Origin of the sequence: Chromobacterium alticapitis, assembly GCF_002924365.1 — a bacterium.
Lineage (GTDB): Bacteria > Pseudomonadota > Gammaproteobacteria > Burkholderiales > Chromobacteriaceae > Chromobacterium > Chromobacterium alticapitis.
The window spans coordinates 1-15,798 of the sequence record NZ_PQWB01000075.1; the positions used below are offsets into that span (position 1 = coordinate 1).

Sequence of the window (15,798 nt, forward strand, 5' to 3'; positions counted from 1 at the left end):
TGAAAGGGTGAAAGGGTGAAAGGGTGAAAGGGTGAAAGGGTGAAAGGGTGAAAGGGTGAAAGGGTGAAAGGGTGAAAGGGTGAAAGGGTGAAAGGGCGAAAGGGCGAAAGGGCGAAAGGGCGGCGGATCGCCCCGCGCGCGGGGCATCCGCCTTACAGCCCCTCTCCCCTTGCGGGAGAGGGGTTGGGGAGAGGGGGCACCGCCAAAACAAAAGCGCCCGAATCCGGGCGCTTTCGCGGGCACAACGAGCAAGAAAGGCTTAGGCGCGCTTCTTGAATTCGTTGGTGCGGGTGTCGATTTCGATCTTTTCGCCGGTGACGACGAAGGCCGGAACCTGAACTTCGAAGGTGGTGCCTACCAGGCGGGCCGGCTTCAGAACCTTGCCCGAGGTGTCGCCGCGCACGGCCGGCTCAGTGTATTCCACTTCGCGGATCACGGTGGTCGGCAGTTCTACGGAGATGGCCTTGCCATCGTAGAAGGTAACCTGGCAAACGTCTTCCATGCCGTCAACGATGAAGTTGATGGTGTCGCCCAGGTTGTCGGCTTCCACTTCGTATTGGTTGAAGTCGGAGTCCATGAACACGTACATCGGGTCGGCGAAGTAGGAGTAGGTGCAGTCCTTGCGGTCCAGCACGACTACGTCGAACTTGTCGTCGGCGCGGTATACGGTTTCGCTGCCCGTGCCGGTCAGCAGGTTCTTCATCTTCATCTTCACAACGGAAGCGTTGCGGCCGGACTTGCTGAATTCAGCTTTCTGAACAACCATCGGGTCGTTGCCGACCATGAATACGTTACCAGCGCGCAGTTCTTGTGCGGTTTTCATTGCGTATGAGTCCCAAACTCTTGAATTAACAGCGGAAAACCGGAAGGGCTTTCCGACAGAAACGTGGCATTTTATCTGATTTCAGAAAATTCGGCGACAAATTGCAGCAGTCTTTGCGCCAGATCGCCGCCTTGCAGCAATTGCTGTTGCCAGTTTGCCGCATGTCTGCGCCACGCCGGCAACCATCTTGCGCAATTCCGCCAAGCCGTGGCCATGTCGCCGTCGCGGTTCCAGGCCAGGTTCAGCTCGCGGACCGCCGCCGCGGCCTCATCCGGCAAGCCCTGACAGTATTGATCGAGAAAAGCCAGCAGCTTGGCGAGGTGGGCCTCGTCATCCTGCGGGTAGATGTGCCACAGCATGGGCCGCGCGGCCCATTGCGAGCGCACCAGGCTGTCCTCGCCGCGCACGCAGTTGAAATCGCAGCTCCACAGCAGACGGTCGTAGTCGTCCTGATCGCTCATGGGCAGCACGTCCACCGTCAGCCGGCCAAGCTGGGCATGCTCGCCTACTTGCAGCGGGTGGTCGAACAGGCCGGACACGATGGTCAGCGCCTTGCCTTCCGGCACCAGGCAGCGCACCGGCTGCGGGCCGTCCGCCCAGGCTTGCAGCAGCTTGGCCGCCGCCGGGTTCTCATAGGAGAACAGGCTGACTTTCCACTCGTTTTCCGCCAGGGCCGGCACATTGCGACGGCGCCAGTAGTCGCGCTGCGCCTCGGCGTCCGCCTGCCAGGCCTCGCGCGCGCCGATCAGCCCGTCTTCGCAGATCAGGCCGCCGCTTGCCGCGTCGAATCCCGGGAAGAAAAAGTGCTTGGCCAACGGCAGCCGCGGATGCGGCGACGGCAGCTTGTGGCAGCCGCGGGTCCAGTTTTCCGCCGACAGGTATTCCAGGTTGATCCATACCGGCTTGCTGGATTTGGCCGCCATGGCCTGCTCAAAGCTGTCCGGCAGCCGGCAGCCGAAGGCCTCCACCACCAGATCGGCCGGGACTATATCGGCAGGAAAGCCGGATTGCGGCCAGCGACGGATGTCGATGTCGGCCAGCGTTTGCTGTGGCAGCTCCGCATCCAGGCCGGGGGCGATGCGGGCGAAGCTGGCCAGGTCATCCACCCACAGCCGCACCTCTTGGCCGCAGTCATGCGCCAGCCGGCGCGCCAGGCGCCAGGTGACGCCGATGTCGCCATAGTTGTCGATGACGGTGCAGAAAATGTCCCAGTGTTGGCGTGTCATGGTGCGCTAAGGTTGTAAAACCGGGCGAGCTTACCATGCGCGGACCCGTAATATCACCATTTTCGAATTTTCCGGCGGCGGAATGGTCGATTGTGCTGTAGCGAAACATTAAGTAAGGAATGGCAGTGCGTTTTCATTATGGTTGGAGTTGGCTGATGGCCTTGCCCTTGTCCTCATGGGCAGGCGTGATGCTGCAAAACGAGCAGTGGAAAGTCGAACTGGAACCGGCCACGCTGGCCGTCCGCGCGGAGCCGGCCGGAGGTGGAAAAACCACCCTGTCCGACGGCGCCGCGCCGCACGCGGTGTCCGGGCTGGAGCAAGAGGCGCATGCCGCCATCTGGCAGTGGGACGAGGGTCGTTACCGCTGGCAGGCCCGCCTGGAGGGGCAGGACCTCAAGCTGACGCTGCGCGCCGCCGGGCCGGGCCGCGTGGATTTGCTGCGCCAGCCGGCTGCGGCGATGGGGCGCGGCCTGTTGCTGCCCTTGGCCGAGGGCAGTTATATCCCATCAGGCAGCAAGCTGTGGCGGGACTTTCTGCCCGGTTTCGCCGGCGACGGCCTGGACACTTCTGAAAACCTCAGCCTGCCCTTGTGGGGCATGGACTATGGCCGGATCAGCCTGCACTGGCTGCTGCTGAACCCGTTCAACAACCAGCTGGCCTTCTCGGCGCAAGGACAGGGTCTGGCGCTGACGCTGAGCCACGACTTCAACGAACTGAACCAGCAGCAGCCGGTGACGCTGCTGCTGCATCTGGCCGGCGATAATCCGCTGGCCGGCGCGCAGCGCTATCGCCAATGGCTGACGGCGGAAGGCCATTATCAAACGCTGGCCGACAAGATCAAGGCGCAGCCGGAAACCGCCAAGCTGGTGGGCGCCAGCCATGCTTATCTGTGGGGCAATAATCTGCTGGATGCCGCCGACGTGCGCGACTGGCCCGACTTGGTCAAACGGCTGCGCGGCCCCGCGCCGCTGGCTGTTCGCCTGCGCGGACATTTCGACGCCGAGACCAGGCGGACCTTGCAAGAGACGGGCAAGCGGCAGGACCGCTATGCGCGCAAAGTTTTGCTGGATGGCGTGAACGCGGCGCTGACGGCGGAGGCCCGAGCCGGCTGGCTGGGCGCACAGCCAGCCTGGGCCGACATGGCCGCGCCCTACCGCAAGCTGCGAGCCGATGTGGAGCATGCCTTTGGCCCGGCCCTGCAGCCGGACGCCTCGCGCTGGGGCGGCGGCTTGTCGCGCAAAACCGTGGACGCCTTGCAGCAGGCCGGCCTGAAACGGCTATGGCTGGGGGTGGACAATTGGGAGGGCGGCCTGTGGCAGCCGCAGGCGGTGAAGGCCGGCGTGGCGGCCGGTTATTTGATGGGCAGCTACGACTCCTACGAAACCGCGCTGCCGCCAGGCCAGCATGAAGACTGGCTCACCGCCCAGCAAGGCGAAGCGGCGTACCGCCAATGCGGTGTCACGCTGGAAAACGGCCAGAAGAAGTCCGGCTTTCAGCAGTCCGGCTATTACACCAACCCAAGCTGCGCGCGCGACACGCTCAAGCAGCGCACGCGCGCGTTGATGTCCGCCGTCGGCTTCAACAGCTGGTTCCTGGACGCTTACGCCACGGGCATGGTGTTTGACGACTTCACCCCGGGGCGCCACACCGGCGAGGCCGCGATGGCGCAGGGTTACGAGCAGTCCATGCAGTGGGTGGCGGACGCCTATCAGCTGCCGGTAGGCTCCGAAATGGGCAACGCCGCCACCAGCCGCGGCATCGCCTACGCCCACGGCATGCAAGTGCCGGTGCTGGGCTGGGGAGATCCGGATCTGCAGAAGAACAAGCAGTCGCCTTACTATCTGGGCCGCTGGTATCCGGCGGACCAGCCGGATACCTTCTTCAAGCAGGTGCCGCTGAAAGAACCCTATCGCGACCTTTACTACGCGCCGCAATATCGTCTGCCGCTATACCAGGCCGTATTCCACGGCTCGATCGTCACCACCAACCACTGGCTGTACGACAACCTGAAGTTCAGCAACGCCTACGCCGACAATCTGCTGGCGCAATGGCTGTACAACGTGCCGCCCTTGTTCCACCTGTCCGCCGCCACGCTCAAAACCAGGCTGCCGCAACTGCAATGCGCGGACCGCGCCTTCCGCCCCCTGCATGAGCAACTGGCCACCCAAGCCTTGATTGGATTTGCCTGGTTGAACGCGGAGCATACGCTGCAGCAAACTCGTTTTGCGGATGGCAGCCGGCTGACCGCCAATTTCGCCGAGGCGCCGGTTTCGCATGCAGGACAAGCCCTGCCGCCGCAAAGCCTGCTAGCCGAGCCGGCAGGTCAGAAGCCGCGAATGTTGAGAGTGGCGGATTGCGCGGGGAATTAGGGCGGAGCGATAATGCTGGTGTCGTTTTTGGGCGGTGTTAAGTTGGTTTGACTCCGCCCGCGGGCGATGCTGTCGCTGTGATTTAGGCGATGATTTTTTAGGCAGAAAAATCGGTAGGATTTTGGGTGGTGTTTTTGTCTTTAAAAATCATTGGCTTGTGATTGGTGTGTTCCCCGCGCGAGCGGGGATGAACCGCCGTAGGGGCCTTCATAGCTGTCAATCACTTCGTGTTCCCCGCGCGAGCGGGGATGAACCTTCTTATGCGATGGAACGCCTGATGCGCCGGATGTGTTCCCCGCGCGAGCGGGGATGAACCGCTGCTCTAGGTGACGAGATGAGAACGTTCACAGTGTTCCCCGCGCGAGCGGGGATGAACCGTGCGCGGCCTGGCCGTCCCACTCAACGACGAGGTGTTCCCCGCGCGAGCGGGGATGAACCGGCCGCCGCTCTGACTTCGGCCATCGCCACACTGTGTTCCCCGCGCGAGCGGGGATGAACCGCATGGTGTCTAGAGTCGGCGAACGTTCTCCACGTGTTCCCCGCGCGAGCGGGGATGAACCGACCCGAAGTATGTGGCAAACCCGGCCGGCGTCGTGTTCCCCGCGCGAGCGGGGATGAACCGTCGCGCAGTTCTGTGGCCATGGCTCACTCCTCGTGTTCCCCGCGCGAGCGGGGATGAACCGCGGGAATCTGGCGGTGTACCGGAACTCGGTGGGTGTTCCCCGCGCGAGCGGGGATGAACCGTTGGTCAGAACCGAAACGCCCAAATGTCGAGTGTGTTCCCCGCGCGAGCGGGGATGAACCGCTCCTTCGAGGTGGCGGAGAAACTTGCGGCCCGTGTTCCCCGCGCGAGCGGGGATGAACCTAAGCCCCGCGTCGAAAACCGTCTCCGCGGAGTGCGCAGGCGGTGGGAGCGGCTAGCCGAAGGGATGATCCATGCTGATGAGGCGGAGTATTTTTTGAATTGGCATGAGGCGCGTTCTATACAATTCACATATCAATTCGTCATGCCGCGGCGCGGGACGATGTTGCCGAGCCTACGGCGATGGCAGGCATCAATAGCCTGATATCCCTTGGCAGAGCGATTCTGGGCGGTATGCCAGCGCGCGCAGCGGATATCCATGGAGGCTTTCATGAAAAAGAGACTGCTCTTGCTGGCCTCCATGGGGGCCTGGTGCTTGGCGGGATGCGCCGGCATTGATCGGGACAGCGCCAAGGCGTTGGGCAATGCCGGGTTCACGGCCGCGCAGGCGGTTCAGCAGCAGAGCGACGCGGCAAGCAAAACTCTGTCCAGCCTGCCTGAGTGGTGGGGTGTCCGGGATGCGCTGGTCTGCGCCAACATCAAGGCGCCGGACATCATGAAAGCCTGTCTGGACAATGTTCGCAAACAGGCGACGCAAGCGCAGCCCGATACCGCGCTTGGCCAGGACCAAAACCGCCTCGTCGAGCTGATGGCCAAGCGGGCCAAAGCCGCGGGAGCGCTGCGCGACGCGTATCAGTCCTTTGTCAATCTGGCCAGCTATGATGCCGGCGCGGAGGCGGAAAGCGCGTTGAAAGCCGCCTTTGGCGCGATCAACGATTTTTCAGCCGCCGCCTCAGCCATCAGCCCGGCTGGCGCCGCCTTGCCCGCCATCGCATCCGGCTTCGCCTCGAAAGCGTCGACCATAGGCGGCTTTTTAGCGGCTGAGCGCCAGCAAAGGCTGATGCTGGACGCCAGCCAGGATCTGCATAGAGCCACGGACGCTTTTATCGCGGCGCTGAGCGTGGAGCGCGACAAGGCCGCTTCGGAAAGCCTGCTCGCCACCTTGAGGACGGAGCAGGACACCGTGTATTCGGCTTTTGTGCAAAGCGGACTGATCTCGCCTAAAGATGCGCTGACGCCGCTGCTGCACGAGATCGCGCCGGGCGCGCAGATTGTGTCCTTGCCGCCAGGCGCGAATCTGGATGCCATCAATACCGCCTCCGTCATTTCTCTGCATGAACGGTCAAAGCGCCAGCAAAAAGCCGTGGTCGCCGCCTATGACGCCGCCCTGGCCGCGCTCAAGGCGCTTTCCGCGCAGCACGCCAGGCTGGAGGCCAGGGAGCCTCTCGATCTGGCTACCATCCTGGGCGAGGCGCGCAATGTAAAAGCGATACTCGCCGATCTTCAAGGAAAGTAAGGCCCTGGCGCATGCCGGCTGACTAGGAGTGAGCTTATGAGCACTGCAGACGATCGTTTGGCGCTGGTTCAGCAAAACTACCAGGCCGCCCTGGATGACGAGCCGCATGACCTCGCCGCCGCGGAGACCGCGGCGCAAGTGGCCGCCATTCAGGCCAATCTCGCCGCCGCGAAGCAGATTTATTACGAGGCGTTGGAGGCCCAATTAACGCAGGCTGGAGGGGATGTCGAACAAGCGTATCTCGACGCCAGCACCGCGCTCGACGCCGTCGCGCAAATTCGCGGCCAGGCCGCGGCCATGCCGGATTTGATCAGCCGCTTGAACAAAGCCACCCAGGCGGCAAGCCGGCTGGTGGCGCAGGCGAAGCAAGCAAGCGCGGCGCGCGGCTAGCCGGCGCGTCCATGGCCCTTGCCGCGCACGCCGCGCTAGCGGCAAGCAGGCGGCTGCGGTTCAAGGCCGCAGCGAACGCGCCGCCTGTCTAAACAGCTTCTCTATCCCGTCCATCCGCTGAATCTCAAGCGAAACCATGAGTGCCCCGGCCCGTTGAGGGCGGAAGGCATCGTCGCTTTGCAGGCCTGCTAAAGCCTTGAACTTGTACGCGTATTTGGCGCGCTGAGGCAAAGCGTTTCCTCCTGCCGGCCGCGCGGGGGCTTTCTGGCTGGCGATCCTTACCTATCTGGCATGCGCTGTTTGATATGAAACAATAAATAACTGAATGGTATTGTCATTAAATGACAATGAACTTGATGGGTGATAGCCTGCACGTTTGGGTCGGGTCCAGCGGGCTGACCGGTTTCTGCCGGAAGAGCGATGCAGGCGTACTGGCGGTACAGGGGCAAATCCTCGCCTCGCGATGAGGCGGGCGAGCAGTGGCATTTGTTGCCTTTCCACATGCTGGACGTGGAGGCGGTGATGGAGGCGCTGCTGAAACAGGTGGCGTCTGAATAAAGCTTGTCTGCGGTTTCTTGGTAATTTAGCGAGAAAACCAGGCGGGCGGCTGGCGCCGCCTGGGCAATCATCCCCGCCGATGTGGGGAGTAGGTCAATTAGCTTGATCTTAGTGTAGTGTCATACGGTGCATCCCCTTGGTGTAAAGGGGAATATGCCCAAATTAGCCGATCTAGGGTATATGTGGCAAGATTTTTTCGAGAGTAGTCTCATACTTCAAGAGTTACTTGACTCTTCCTTGATGCCGTCTATTGTTGGCTTAGGCACCATTCGACGTTGGTGGGGGCGGCAATGCGTATGTATTTGGGATTTGTGCTGTGCTTTCTATACAAAAGCAGCGTTTGGGAGATAGGTCTGGGCATTCTGTTTGTTATGAGACTCGAGATGTTGGCGTATTTGCCAAGGTTATGAGCTGGAGTTGAGAGATCGTGATTCGTCTGGAAATTCTGAGGAAGAAACATGAACCGATGTATCCCTTTCGATGCCTCCACCAAGTCGAGCGATTGCAATATCGGTATTCGAAGAGAGATACCCGCTCTGCGTTTTAGCGACTTGCCTCCAGCTATTCGGCAACTCTGGGCCAAAAGTGGCGATCCTCATGGCCATGGCCTGCTATGCCATATGTTGGACGTGGCGGCGGTGGCCGGGGCTTTGCTCGATCACTGCGGGATTTCTCCCAAGGCGCTGGCGCTACGTTTCGGCCTGCCTGAGCAGGCAGTGTTTTCATGGCTGGCGGCCTTAGTGGGTTTGCATGATCTGGGCAAGGCTACGCCCGGCTTTCAGGTGAAATGGGATGCGGGCCGCGCGTTGGATGAGCAGGCGGGTTTGCCGTTTGTGCCGGAAAAGGCATTGGAGCAAGACCGGCACGACCTGGCTACCGCCAGTCTGTTGCCAGCGCTGTTGCAGGCGCGCGATGCGCCTTTTGCCTGGTCCTTGTGCGTGGCGCAGGCAGTCAGCGCCCATCATGGCTTCAACTTCGTCGATATGCGCAAGGGCGCGCCTTTGCGCGAGCCGGGCGTCTGGAAGCAAACGCGGGAGCAACTGTTCGACGCATATTGGAATACGGTTGCGCCCGCAGATGTGCCTCAGGATTGCGATCTGTCGTTAATCGCGGTGGAGTGGCTGGCAGGCCTGACCAGCGTATGTGACTGGATAGGCTCCAACTCAGAATGGTTTTTGCCGGGAGAGCGTGGTGCAACACCGCGCGAACACTTCCAAAACGCCCAGAGAATCGCGTGCTCAGTCTTGATCGATGGCGACAAGCTGGGCTGGCCGCCTCAACATGCCTTGCTGCAACAGCCGGACATCAATTGCGATAAGTTAGTGACTCGCATCCTGAATGCGCAGCAGCCGCTTGCCGCCCGGCCGCTGCAACGCGTCGCGGATGCGCTGCTGGCGGAAGGTATGGGTCCCGCTCTGATGGTGGTGGAAGCGCCAATGGGAGAGGGAAAGACTGAGCTGGCGTTTCTGGCCAGCTTGCGGCTGCAGGCCAGGCAAGGCCACCGCGGCATCTATTTCGCGCTGCCCACTCAGGCTACCGGAAACGCGCTGTTCGAACGCACGTTGGTGTTTTTGCGCGCGTTCGCAGACGGCATCCGACTGGATATCCAGCTGGCGCATGGCGGCGCGGCCATGAATGAAACGGTGGCTAAGCTGCGCAATGTCTGGGGCGATGAGGGCGACGATGCGGTCCGCTCCTCCGCTTGGTTCGGCCAGCGCCGTCGTGGTCTGTTGTCGCCGTATGGCGTGGGCACGGTGGATCAGGCGCTGTTTGGCGTGATGAACGTCAAACATCATTTTGTGCGCTTGTGGGGGCTGGCCGACAAGGTGGTGGTGCTGGACGAAGTGCATGCTTACGACGCCTATACCAGCACGCTGATAGAGGCCTTGCTGCGCTGGCTCAAGGGCATGGGTTGTTCGGTCATCCTGATGAGCGCCACCTTGCCGGACGCTCGGCGCGCCCGCCTGTTGAACGCCTGGGGCGTCGATTCCTCGGACATCCCGGAGTTGCCCTATCCAAGAGTTGTATTGGCGGACCATGGTGGAGTGCGGGGCGAGACATTCAACGTACGCGAACAACAGCCGATTGCGGTGTCTGGCCTGGATGAGTCGCTGGAGAGCATAGCCGCCGCCGCGTTGGCCGCGCTGGACGATGGCGGCTGCGGCGCGGTGATCGTCAATACCGTGGATAGGGCGCAGCAGCTGTACACCATGCTGGCGGGAAGCCTGGGGGGAGACGTCGAGCTATTGCTGTTCCACGCCCGTTTTCCTGCTGATGAAAGGCTGTTGCGCGAGCGGCAAGTCTTGCAGACTTTTGGCGTGCCGGACGCCTCCGGACAACGGCCAGCGCGAGCCTTGCTGCTCGCTACGCAAGTGGCGGAACAAAGCCTCGATATCGACTTCGATTTCCTGATTTCCGACCTCGCACCGGTGGACTTGCTGTTGCAGCGCGCTGGCCGGCTGCATCGCCATCGCCGCGAACAGCGGCCCGCTGCTCATTTAACGCCGCATTTGCGGGTTGCCGGCTTGCTTGCGGACCGCCTGCCGGAATTGAAACAGACCAAGTGGGGAAGCATCTATGGCGATTATCTGTGCGTGGTGACTTGGGCCGTTTTGTTGCATGAGCCCATATGGCGCTTGCCGCAGGATATCGACCGGCTGGTGCAGGCGGTTTACGCGCCATGGCCGGATTTGAGCCATCTGCCGCAAGAACTGCAAGACCGGATCGAGATGGTGGACAAAACCCGCCACGGGGCCAAAACGACCTTCCAGGCCCAGTTGGCCAGCCATATCGCCATCGACCCGAACGCCGAGCCAGCCTATGCCTACGCGGACAAGCCCCATGGCGCGGATGAGGATGACATCTTGGGTTTGCGCAACAAGACGCGGCTGGGCGAGGACAGCGTCACCGCGATACCGCTGTGGCCGGATGGCGACGGCAACTGGCGGCTGGCGCTGGATGAGGCGCCGTTTAGCCCGCAGCAGCCGGTAGATGACGCGCTGGCCAAGCGCTTGTATGCGCGCCAGATCAAATTGTCCCGCAAGGATGTGGTTCAGGCGCTGTTGCAGCAGCCTTTATTTCCCGCGCTGCAGGAGCATGCTTTGCTGGCGCATTGCCAGCCGCTGTTGCTGCAGGCCGGAGGCTGCTTGCTGGACGATACGCTGGTGAGTCTAGATCCGAATCTGGGCCTGATATACGGCCTGGCGTCGAAACAGGAGAAGGCATGAACGCAAGATTCAATCTGCTGGACGAGCCCTGGCTGCCGGTGCGCAGGCTGGATGGCAGGGTAGAGGAAGTCGGTTTGCTCGAACTCTTTGCCCGGGCGGGAGAGTTAAGCGGTCTGGCAGAAACCGATCCGCCCAATCTGATCGCGCAATACCGGCTGCTGCTCGCCATTTTTCATCGCGCTTTGTCGCAGGGCCAAGTGCAGTGGCGCTTGCGCGACATGGCGGGCTATTACCGCGATGGATTGCCGGTGGAGCGGATTCATGGCTACTTGGAGCAATGGCGGGAGCGCTTCTTCCTGTTCCACCCCGAGTCTCCCTTCATGCAGGTGGCGGCATTGGCCGCAGCAGAGGAAACCCGGGACAAAACCAAACCATGGACGCAGATAGCGTTGTCCAGCAGCACCGGCAATGCGCCGGTAGTGTTTGACCACGCGGTGGATACCTTGCCGATTGCGATTGCCGCGCCCAGGTTGCTGAGGCAGTTGCTGGGTTTCCTGCAGTTTACGCCGGGTGGCCTGGTGAAAACGCTGCGCGATTCGGACAAAGCCGGTGCGTTGGCCAATACCGCGGCGGCCATGCCGCAAGGCGACACCCTGGCGCAAACCTTGTGTCTGGCCCTGCACCCCGTCTCGGCGGACATGGGGAGGGACCTGCCAACATGGGAAAAAGGGCCGCTCGCCATTAGCGCGTTGAAGGGCGAGCCGACCTTGGCGACGGGGCCTAATGATCGCTACACCCGTTTGAGCCGGGCGGTGTTGTTGTTGTCGGAGGGCGATGACCTGGCTGTGGAACGGATCCGCTTTGCGGCTGGCTTGGCGCTGGCCGATGACGAGCATGCGCCGGACCTCATGGCCAGTTACCGGATGGGCAGCAACGGCATGGTGCGCTTGAGCTTTACCGAGGGGCGGGCGCTGTGGCGCGATCTGGCGACCTTTTTGCCGGATGCAGGCGGCAAGCATGCTTTGCCGGCGGCCGTGTTGAGTTGGGCGGAAAAATTGCGGGAGCAGGTGGGACAAACCGCGGCCATGCCTATCTTGGTGGCCGGCTTGGCTAGTGATCAGGCCAAGCTGTTGCGCTGGCGCGCGGAGCGTTTCGTACTGCCTTGCCGTTTGCTGGAACAAGCGGAAGCCGCCGATGAGTTGCGCGATTTCCTGCGACGGTCGGAGGAGGATTTCTCCGGCCTGCGCCAGGCGGCTACTACGCTGCTGGCCCGTTCCATGCCGGACGAGTCTCACAAGGATACCCGCAGCCGGGCGCGTACTCTGTTGGACAACGGCCCGGCCGCCGCGCTGTATTTTTCAGCGCTGGAGCGTCAGTTGCCGCGTCTATTGGATTTGATAGGCGAGGCGCGTCTAGATGAGGCGGAAGCGCATTGGAATGATGCCCGTCATGCCGCCTTAGAACAGGCTTGGGCCGCCGTCTGCCGCCAGTCTGGAACCACGGCCAAGGCGCTGCGCGCGCAGGCGCGGGCGGAGCCTGTTTACCGCGCGCTGTTGAAACCGTTGAGGCCCCAATCTTCCGTCGAGGAGCAAGTCCATGTCTGAATATGCGCAGGATTTTGTCCTGCATTTGCAGCAGTTGGCTGAGCGTGACAGGGGCGCATTGGCCGCGTTGCGCCGCAGCGTAGGCTTTGCGCCTGGCGCTTACCCGCCGGCCTTCCCCTATGTGGAGCGCTTTGTGCCAGTGGACAGCCACGCAGACGACAGCTTCCGGTTGGCGCTATATGTCGCGGCAGGCCTGTTTGCCTTGCTGCCCAGGCATCAGCCGGGGCAGAGCCTGGCCGCCGCCTTGGGCAAGCTTTGGCAGCACCGGAAAAGCGACAGCGTGGAGAAGCGCTTCATCGCGTTGCTGGATGCCGAGCCGGAGCAGCTACCCAACTATCTGCGCCAAACGGTCACGCTGCTGGCGGCGGATGGATATGGCCTGGATTACCAGACTTTATTGCGGGACCTGAATTATTGGCTGTCGCCCTGGCAAAGGGAGCAATACGACGGCACCACCTCGCGCGACAAGGTGCGCCGCAATTGGGCGCGGGACTTCTATCGCCAGCATGAAACCGAGCAAGGCTGATTTTTTTCCATTACCAGAGAGATAGCCATGAGTCTGTTTGTCGAATTCCATTTGATCCAGAATTTCGCGCCGTCCAATCTGAACCGAGACGACACCGGCGCGCCCAAGGACGCGGTGTTTGGCGGCTATCGCCGCGCGCGGGTCAGCAGCCAGTGTTTCAAGCGCATCATTCGGCTGGGCGCAGATTTTCCGTCGCAAAACCAGGGCGTGCGCACCAAGAAGCTGCTGGACCTGCTGCGCAAGCAATTGAGCGAACAATACGGCCGTGAGAGCGAAGATCTGAATGCTCGCATCGAAACGGCCTTGGCCGCTGCAGGCCTTAAGCTGAAGGACGATGGCAAGACCGAGTATCTGCTGTTCCTGGGGCAGCAGGAGATCGATGCCTTCGCCAAGCTGGTGAACGAGCATTGGGATGCGCTGGCCGCGCCGGTCAGCAACGAGAAAAAAAGCAAGAAGGACGCCAAGGCCAGCGCGCCGGCCGAGGTAGTCAAACAGGCCAAATTCATCATGAATGGCGGCAAAGCGTTGGATGTGGCCTTGTTCGGCCGCATGTTGGCTGACATGCCGGAAGTGAATCAGGATGCCGCCTGCCAAGTGGCGCACGCGATCAGTACCCACCGGGTAGAGCGCGAGTTCGACTACTTCACCGCGGTGGATGATATGGGCGGCGCGGACGAAACCGGCGCCGGCATGATAGGGCAGGTGGAGTTCAACTCTGCCACCTTCTATCGCTATTCGGTAGTGGATCCCGCCAAACTGGCGGCCAATTTGCAGCAAGACAAAGACCTGGCCTTGACCGGCCTGCATGCCTTGACCCTGGCGACGGCGCGCGCCATTCCCACCGGCAAGCAAAACACCTTTGCCGCGCATAACCCTCCCAGCTTCATCGGCGTGGCCATCCGCCACGCGAGCCCGTTGAATCTGGCCAATGCTTTTGAAAAGCCAGTGTACGCGCGCGGCGGCGAGGCGTTGACCTCGCCATCGGTAGCCGCGCTGGCCGACTACGACAGCAATCTGTCCGGCATCTATGGTGACGCGAACGACGCTTGGGCGTATATCGATTTGTCCGGCGCTTGGCCTGCGGGCAAGGGCGAAAAGCTGCCCTGCTTGAACGCGCTGGCCGATTGGGTGGTGGCGCAGGTCCGTGCCAAGCTGGAGATGTGAAATGGCCACGCTGCTGCTGAGGCTGGCCGGTCCCATGCAGTCCTGGGGTACGACCAGCCGTTTTGATGAACGCGACAGCGGCCTGGAACCATCCAAGTCCGGCGTGTTGGGCCTGATCTGCGCGGCGTTGGGACGGGACCGCGCCGAGCCGCTGGACGACTTGGCCGCACTGAAAATGAGCGTGCGGGTGGATCGAGAAGGGCTGTTGATGCGCGATTACCAGACGCTGGGCGGAGATCGCGATCCTGAGAAGGTTAAGAAAGCAATACGCACTGCTAGCGGAGGGTTTAAGAAAGACCCGGTCATCAGCCCGCGCTATTACCTGGCCGATGCGGCTTTTCTGGTGGCGCTGGAGGGTGAGCGGGGCCTATTGGAAACCATGCAGCATGCCTTGCAGCACCCCGTCTGGCCTTTGTCCTTGGGACGTAAGGCCATGCCGCCCGGCCCGCCCGTCTGGTTGCCGGATGGTGTGCGAGATGAGGCCGCTCATGAGGTGCTGTCCTCTTGGCCGCGCATCGCGGCATGCCGATTTGAACATATGGGTCAGCCCTTGCGCCTGATGAGCGAGCATCCAAGCGAAGGCGCGGTGCGCTTGGACCAACCAGTGGCGCCCTTCGCCGAGCGGCGTTTCGGACCGCGGTTTGTAAAGCCGGAGGTGGTGGATGTACCTGACACAACTGAAGCTTGACGCCAAGCAGGCTGCCGCGCGCCGCGATCTGGCCAACGCCTATGACATGCATCGGAGCTTATGCCGGGCATTTGTCGTGGACGAGCAAACCAAACCTTCGCGTTTCTTGTGGCGGCTGGAGCGGCATGACGCCGAGCAGGGCGAGGCGGTGGTGCTGGTGCAGTCAGAACAGCGCGGCAACTGGCAGCCTTTGGGACATCTGCTGGATATCGCCTGCAAGCCTTTGCCATTGGAAACGCTGGTGCAGACTGACAAACGCTACTTCTTTCGCTTGCTGGCCAATCCCACCGTGACGCGGGAAGGCAAGCGCTACGGCTTGCAAAGGGAAGAGGAGCAGTTGGCTTGGCTGGCGCGCCAACTGGAGAAATCCGGCTCGGTGGTCCAACATGTGCAACGTGGCCTAAGCCAACAATGGCGGCTACGCAAGCCTGGTTGCTTGATCACGGTGCAGGCTGTGCGCTTTGACGGGGTACTGGCGGTGGACGATGCGCAGAAATTGCGCTTGGCCATGGCTTCCGGCTTGGGGCACGCCAAAGCTATGGGGCTGGGCCTGCTGTCTCTGGCGCCGCTGTAAAGGAATTGGGATGAGCCAACCCCTCCCGCCATTGAAGCCGTTCCCCATCAAGGAGCGGCTTTCCGTTTTGTTTGTCGAACGCTGCCAGCTGGACGTGCTGGACGGCGCTTTCGTCGCGGTGGATGCCACAGGCGTGCGCACCCACATCCCAGTGGGCGGCGTGGCCTGCTTGATGCTGGAGCCGGGCGTGCGGGTATCGCATGCCGCCTGCAAGCTGGCGGCCCAGGTGGGCACCTTGCTGGTGTGGGTGGGCGAGGCCGGGGTGCGGCTGTATTCCGCCGGCCAGCCCGGCGGCGCGCGCGCCGACCGGCTGCTGTATCAGGCGCGGCTGGCGCTGGACGAAGACGCGCGGCTGAAGGTGGTGCGCGAAATGTACCGCCGCCGCTTTGGCGAGGAGCCGCCGCAAAAACGCAGCGTGGAGCAGCTGCGCGGCATCGAGGGCGCTCGGGTGCGGGCCAGGGCCATTCAACGCTGAACTCGTAGGCAAATGAACGGTCAGTATTTATTTGCGATATGCCACATGCTAACCCTCGCCATCCTTTCCTCCATC

Annotated in this window: 14 protein-coding genes and 1 CRISPR repeat array; of the genes, 11 read left to right on the forward strand and 3 right to left on the reverse strand. The window is 62.1% G+C overall.

All coding sequences use genetic code 11. The features are described 5' to 3' along the window. Nucleotides 1–259 precede the first annotated feature (259 nt). Entirely contained in the window at nucleotides 260–823 is a 564-nt protein-coding gene (gene efp / locus C2I19_RS15650; RefSeq protein WP_103903603.1) for an elongation factor P, read from the reverse strand. A gap of 71 nt (nucleotides 824–894) precedes the next feature. After that, nucleotides 895–2,049 carry an elongation factor P maturation arginine rhamnosyltransferase EarP gene (earP, locus tag C2I19_RS15655; protein ID WP_103903604.1) on the reverse strand — a complete coding sequence of 385 codons (1,155 nt, stop codon included), beginning with the start codon at nucleotides 2,047–2,049 and terminating at the stop codon, nucleotides 895–897. 155 nt (nucleotides 2,050–2,204) lie between these two features. On the opposite strand from earP, the gene C2I19_RS15660 reads away from it, so the two are divergent. Beyond that, complete coding sequence (locus C2I19_RS15660) at nucleotides 2,205–4,418, forward strand: glycoside hydrolase (protein WP_233201219.1); 2,214 nt, start codon at nucleotides 2,205–2,207, stop codon at nucleotides 4,416–4,418. A gap of 166 nt (nucleotides 4,419–4,584) precedes the next feature. Next, nucleotides 4,585–5,284: a CRISPR direct-repeat array (repeat unit 29 nt; unit sequence GTGTTCCCCGCGCGAGCGGGGATGAACCG). A 131-nt stretch (nucleotides 5,285–5,415) separates the two neighbouring features. Here the strand turns inward: C2I19_RS15660 and C2I19_RS22055 are convergent. Then, nucleotides 5,416–5,553 (reverse strand): hypothetical protein, encoded by a 138-nt coding sequence (locus C2I19_RS22055; RefSeq protein ID WP_158253732.1) that lies wholly within the window; start codon nucleotides 5,551–5,553, stop codon nucleotides 5,416–5,418. Here C2I19_RS22055 and C2I19_RS15665 point away from each other — a divergent pair. The 10 genes from C2I19_RS15665 to C2I19_RS15705 all read left to right on the forward strand — a co-directional run bounded on the left by C2I19_RS15665 (nucleotide 5,552) and on the right by C2I19_RS15705 (nucleotide 15,723). After that, a complete protein-coding gene (locus C2I19_RS15665) occupies nucleotides 5,552–6,577 on the forward strand; it encodes a hypothetical protein (protein WP_146056835.1) in 1,026 nt (341 codons plus the stop codon). The genes C2I19_RS22055 and C2I19_RS15665 overlap by 2 nt on opposite strands. A 36-nt stretch (nucleotides 6,578–6,613) precedes the next feature. Beyond that, nucleotides 6,614–6,967 (forward strand): hypothetical protein, encoded by a 354-nt coding sequence (locus C2I19_RS15670; RefSeq protein WP_103903607.1) that lies wholly within the window; start codon nucleotides 6,614–6,616, stop codon nucleotides 6,965–6,967. 420 nt (nucleotides 6,968–7,387) lie between these two features. Beyond that, a complete protein-coding gene (locus tag C2I19_RS22060; protein WP_158253733.1) occupies nucleotides 7,388–7,525 on the forward strand; it encodes an HD domain-containing protein in 138 nt (45 codons plus the stop codon). Nucleotides 7,526–8,076: 551 nt separating this feature from the next. Further along, nucleotides 8,077–10,752 (forward strand): CRISPR-associated helicase Cas3', encoded by a 2,676-nt coding sequence (cas3, locus tag C2I19_RS15675; RefSeq protein WP_439647048.1) that lies wholly within the window; start codon nucleotides 8,077–8,079, stop codon nucleotides 10,750–10,752. Further along, nucleotides 10,749–12,296 (forward strand): type I-E CRISPR-associated protein Cse1/CasA, encoded by a 1,548-nt coding sequence (casA, locus tag C2I19_RS15680; RefSeq protein WP_103903608.1) that lies wholly within the window; start codon nucleotides 10,749–10,751, stop codon nucleotides 12,294–12,296. Before cas3 ends, casA begins: the two co-directional genes overlap by 4 nt. Beyond that, entirely contained in the window at nucleotides 12,289–12,822 is a 534-nt protein-coding gene (casB, locus tag C2I19_RS15685) for a type I-E CRISPR-associated protein Cse2/CasB (RefSeq protein ID WP_103903609.1), read from the forward strand. The genes casA and casB overlap by 8 nt, the downstream gene beginning before the upstream one ends. A gap of 27 nt (nucleotides 12,823–12,849) precedes the next feature. Continuing rightward, a complete protein-coding gene (gene cas7e / locus C2I19_RS15690; RefSeq protein ID WP_103903610.1) occupies nucleotides 12,850–13,986 on the forward strand; it encodes a type I-E CRISPR-associated protein Cas7/Cse4/CasC in 1,137 nt (378 codons plus the stop codon). 1 nt (nucleotide 13,987) lies between these two features. After that, complete coding sequence (cas5e, locus tag C2I19_RS15695; protein ID WP_103903611.1) at nucleotides 13,988–14,674, forward strand: type I-E CRISPR-associated protein Cas5/CasD; 687 nt, start codon at nucleotides 13,988–13,990, stop codon at nucleotides 14,672–14,674. Then, entirely contained in the window at nucleotides 14,649–15,248 is a 600-nt protein-coding gene (gene cas6e / locus C2I19_RS15700; RefSeq protein WP_103903612.1) for a type I-E CRISPR-associated protein Cas6/Cse3/CasE, read from the forward strand. Before cas5e ends, cas6e begins: the two co-directional genes overlap by 26 nt. 10 nt (nucleotides 15,249–15,258) lie before the next feature. Further along, nucleotides 15,259–15,723 carry a CRISPR-associated endonuclease Cas1 gene (locus C2I19_RS15705; RefSeq protein WP_233201221.1) on the forward strand — a complete coding sequence of 155 codons (465 nt, stop codon included), beginning with the start codon at nucleotides 15,259–15,261 and terminating at the stop codon, nucleotides 15,721–15,723. Nucleotides 15,724–15,798: the final 75 nt, after the last annotated feature.

Coding starts and splice junctions, on each gene's coding strand:
- casA (WP_103903608.1), top strand. CDS start 10,749: ATGAACGCAAGATTCAATCTGCTGGACGAGCCCTGGCTGCCGGTGCGC.
- casB (WP_103903609.1), top strand. CDS start 12,289: ATGTCTGAATATGCGCAGGATTTTGTCCTGCATTTGCAGCAGTTGGCT.
- efp (WP_103903603.1), bottom strand. CDS start 823: ATGAAAACCGCACAAGAACTGCGCGCTGGTAACGTATTCATGGTCGGC.
- C2I19_RS15660 (WP_233201219.1), top strand. CDS start 2,205: ATGGCCTTGCCCTTGTCCTCATGGGCAGGCGTGATGCTGCAAAACGAG.
- earP (WP_103903604.1), bottom strand. CDS start 2,049: ATGACACGCCAACACTGGGACATTTTCTGCACCGTCATCGACAACTAT.
- cas7e (WP_103903610.1), top strand. CDS start 12,850: ATGAGTCTGTTTGTCGAATTCCATTTGATCCAGAATTTCGCGCCGTCC.
- cas5e (WP_103903611.1), top strand. CDS start 13,988: ATGGCCACGCTGCTGCTGAGGCTGGCCGGTCCCATGCAGTCCTGGGGT.
- C2I19_RS22060 (WP_158253733.1), top strand. CDS start 7,388: ATGCAGGCGTACTGGCGGTACAGGGGCAAATCCTCGCCTCGCGATGAG.
- C2I19_RS15705 (WP_233201221.1), top strand. CDS start 15,259: ATGAGCCAACCCCTCCCGCCATTGAAGCCGTTCCCCATCAAGGAGCGG.
- C2I19_RS15665 (WP_146056835.1), top strand. CDS start 5,552: ATGAAAAAGAGACTGCTCTTGCTGGCCTCCATGGGGGCCTGGTGCTTG.
- C2I19_RS15670 (WP_103903607.1), top strand. CDS start 6,614: ATGAGCACTGCAGACGATCGTTTGGCGCTGGTTCAGCAAAACTACCAG.
- C2I19_RS22055 (WP_158253732.1), bottom strand. CDS start 5,553: ATGAAAGCCTCCATGGATATCCGCTGCGCGCGCTGGCATACCGCCCAG.
- cas6e (WP_103903612.1), top strand. CDS start 14,649: ATGTACCTGACACAACTGAAGCTTGACGCCAAGCAGGCTGCCGCGCGC.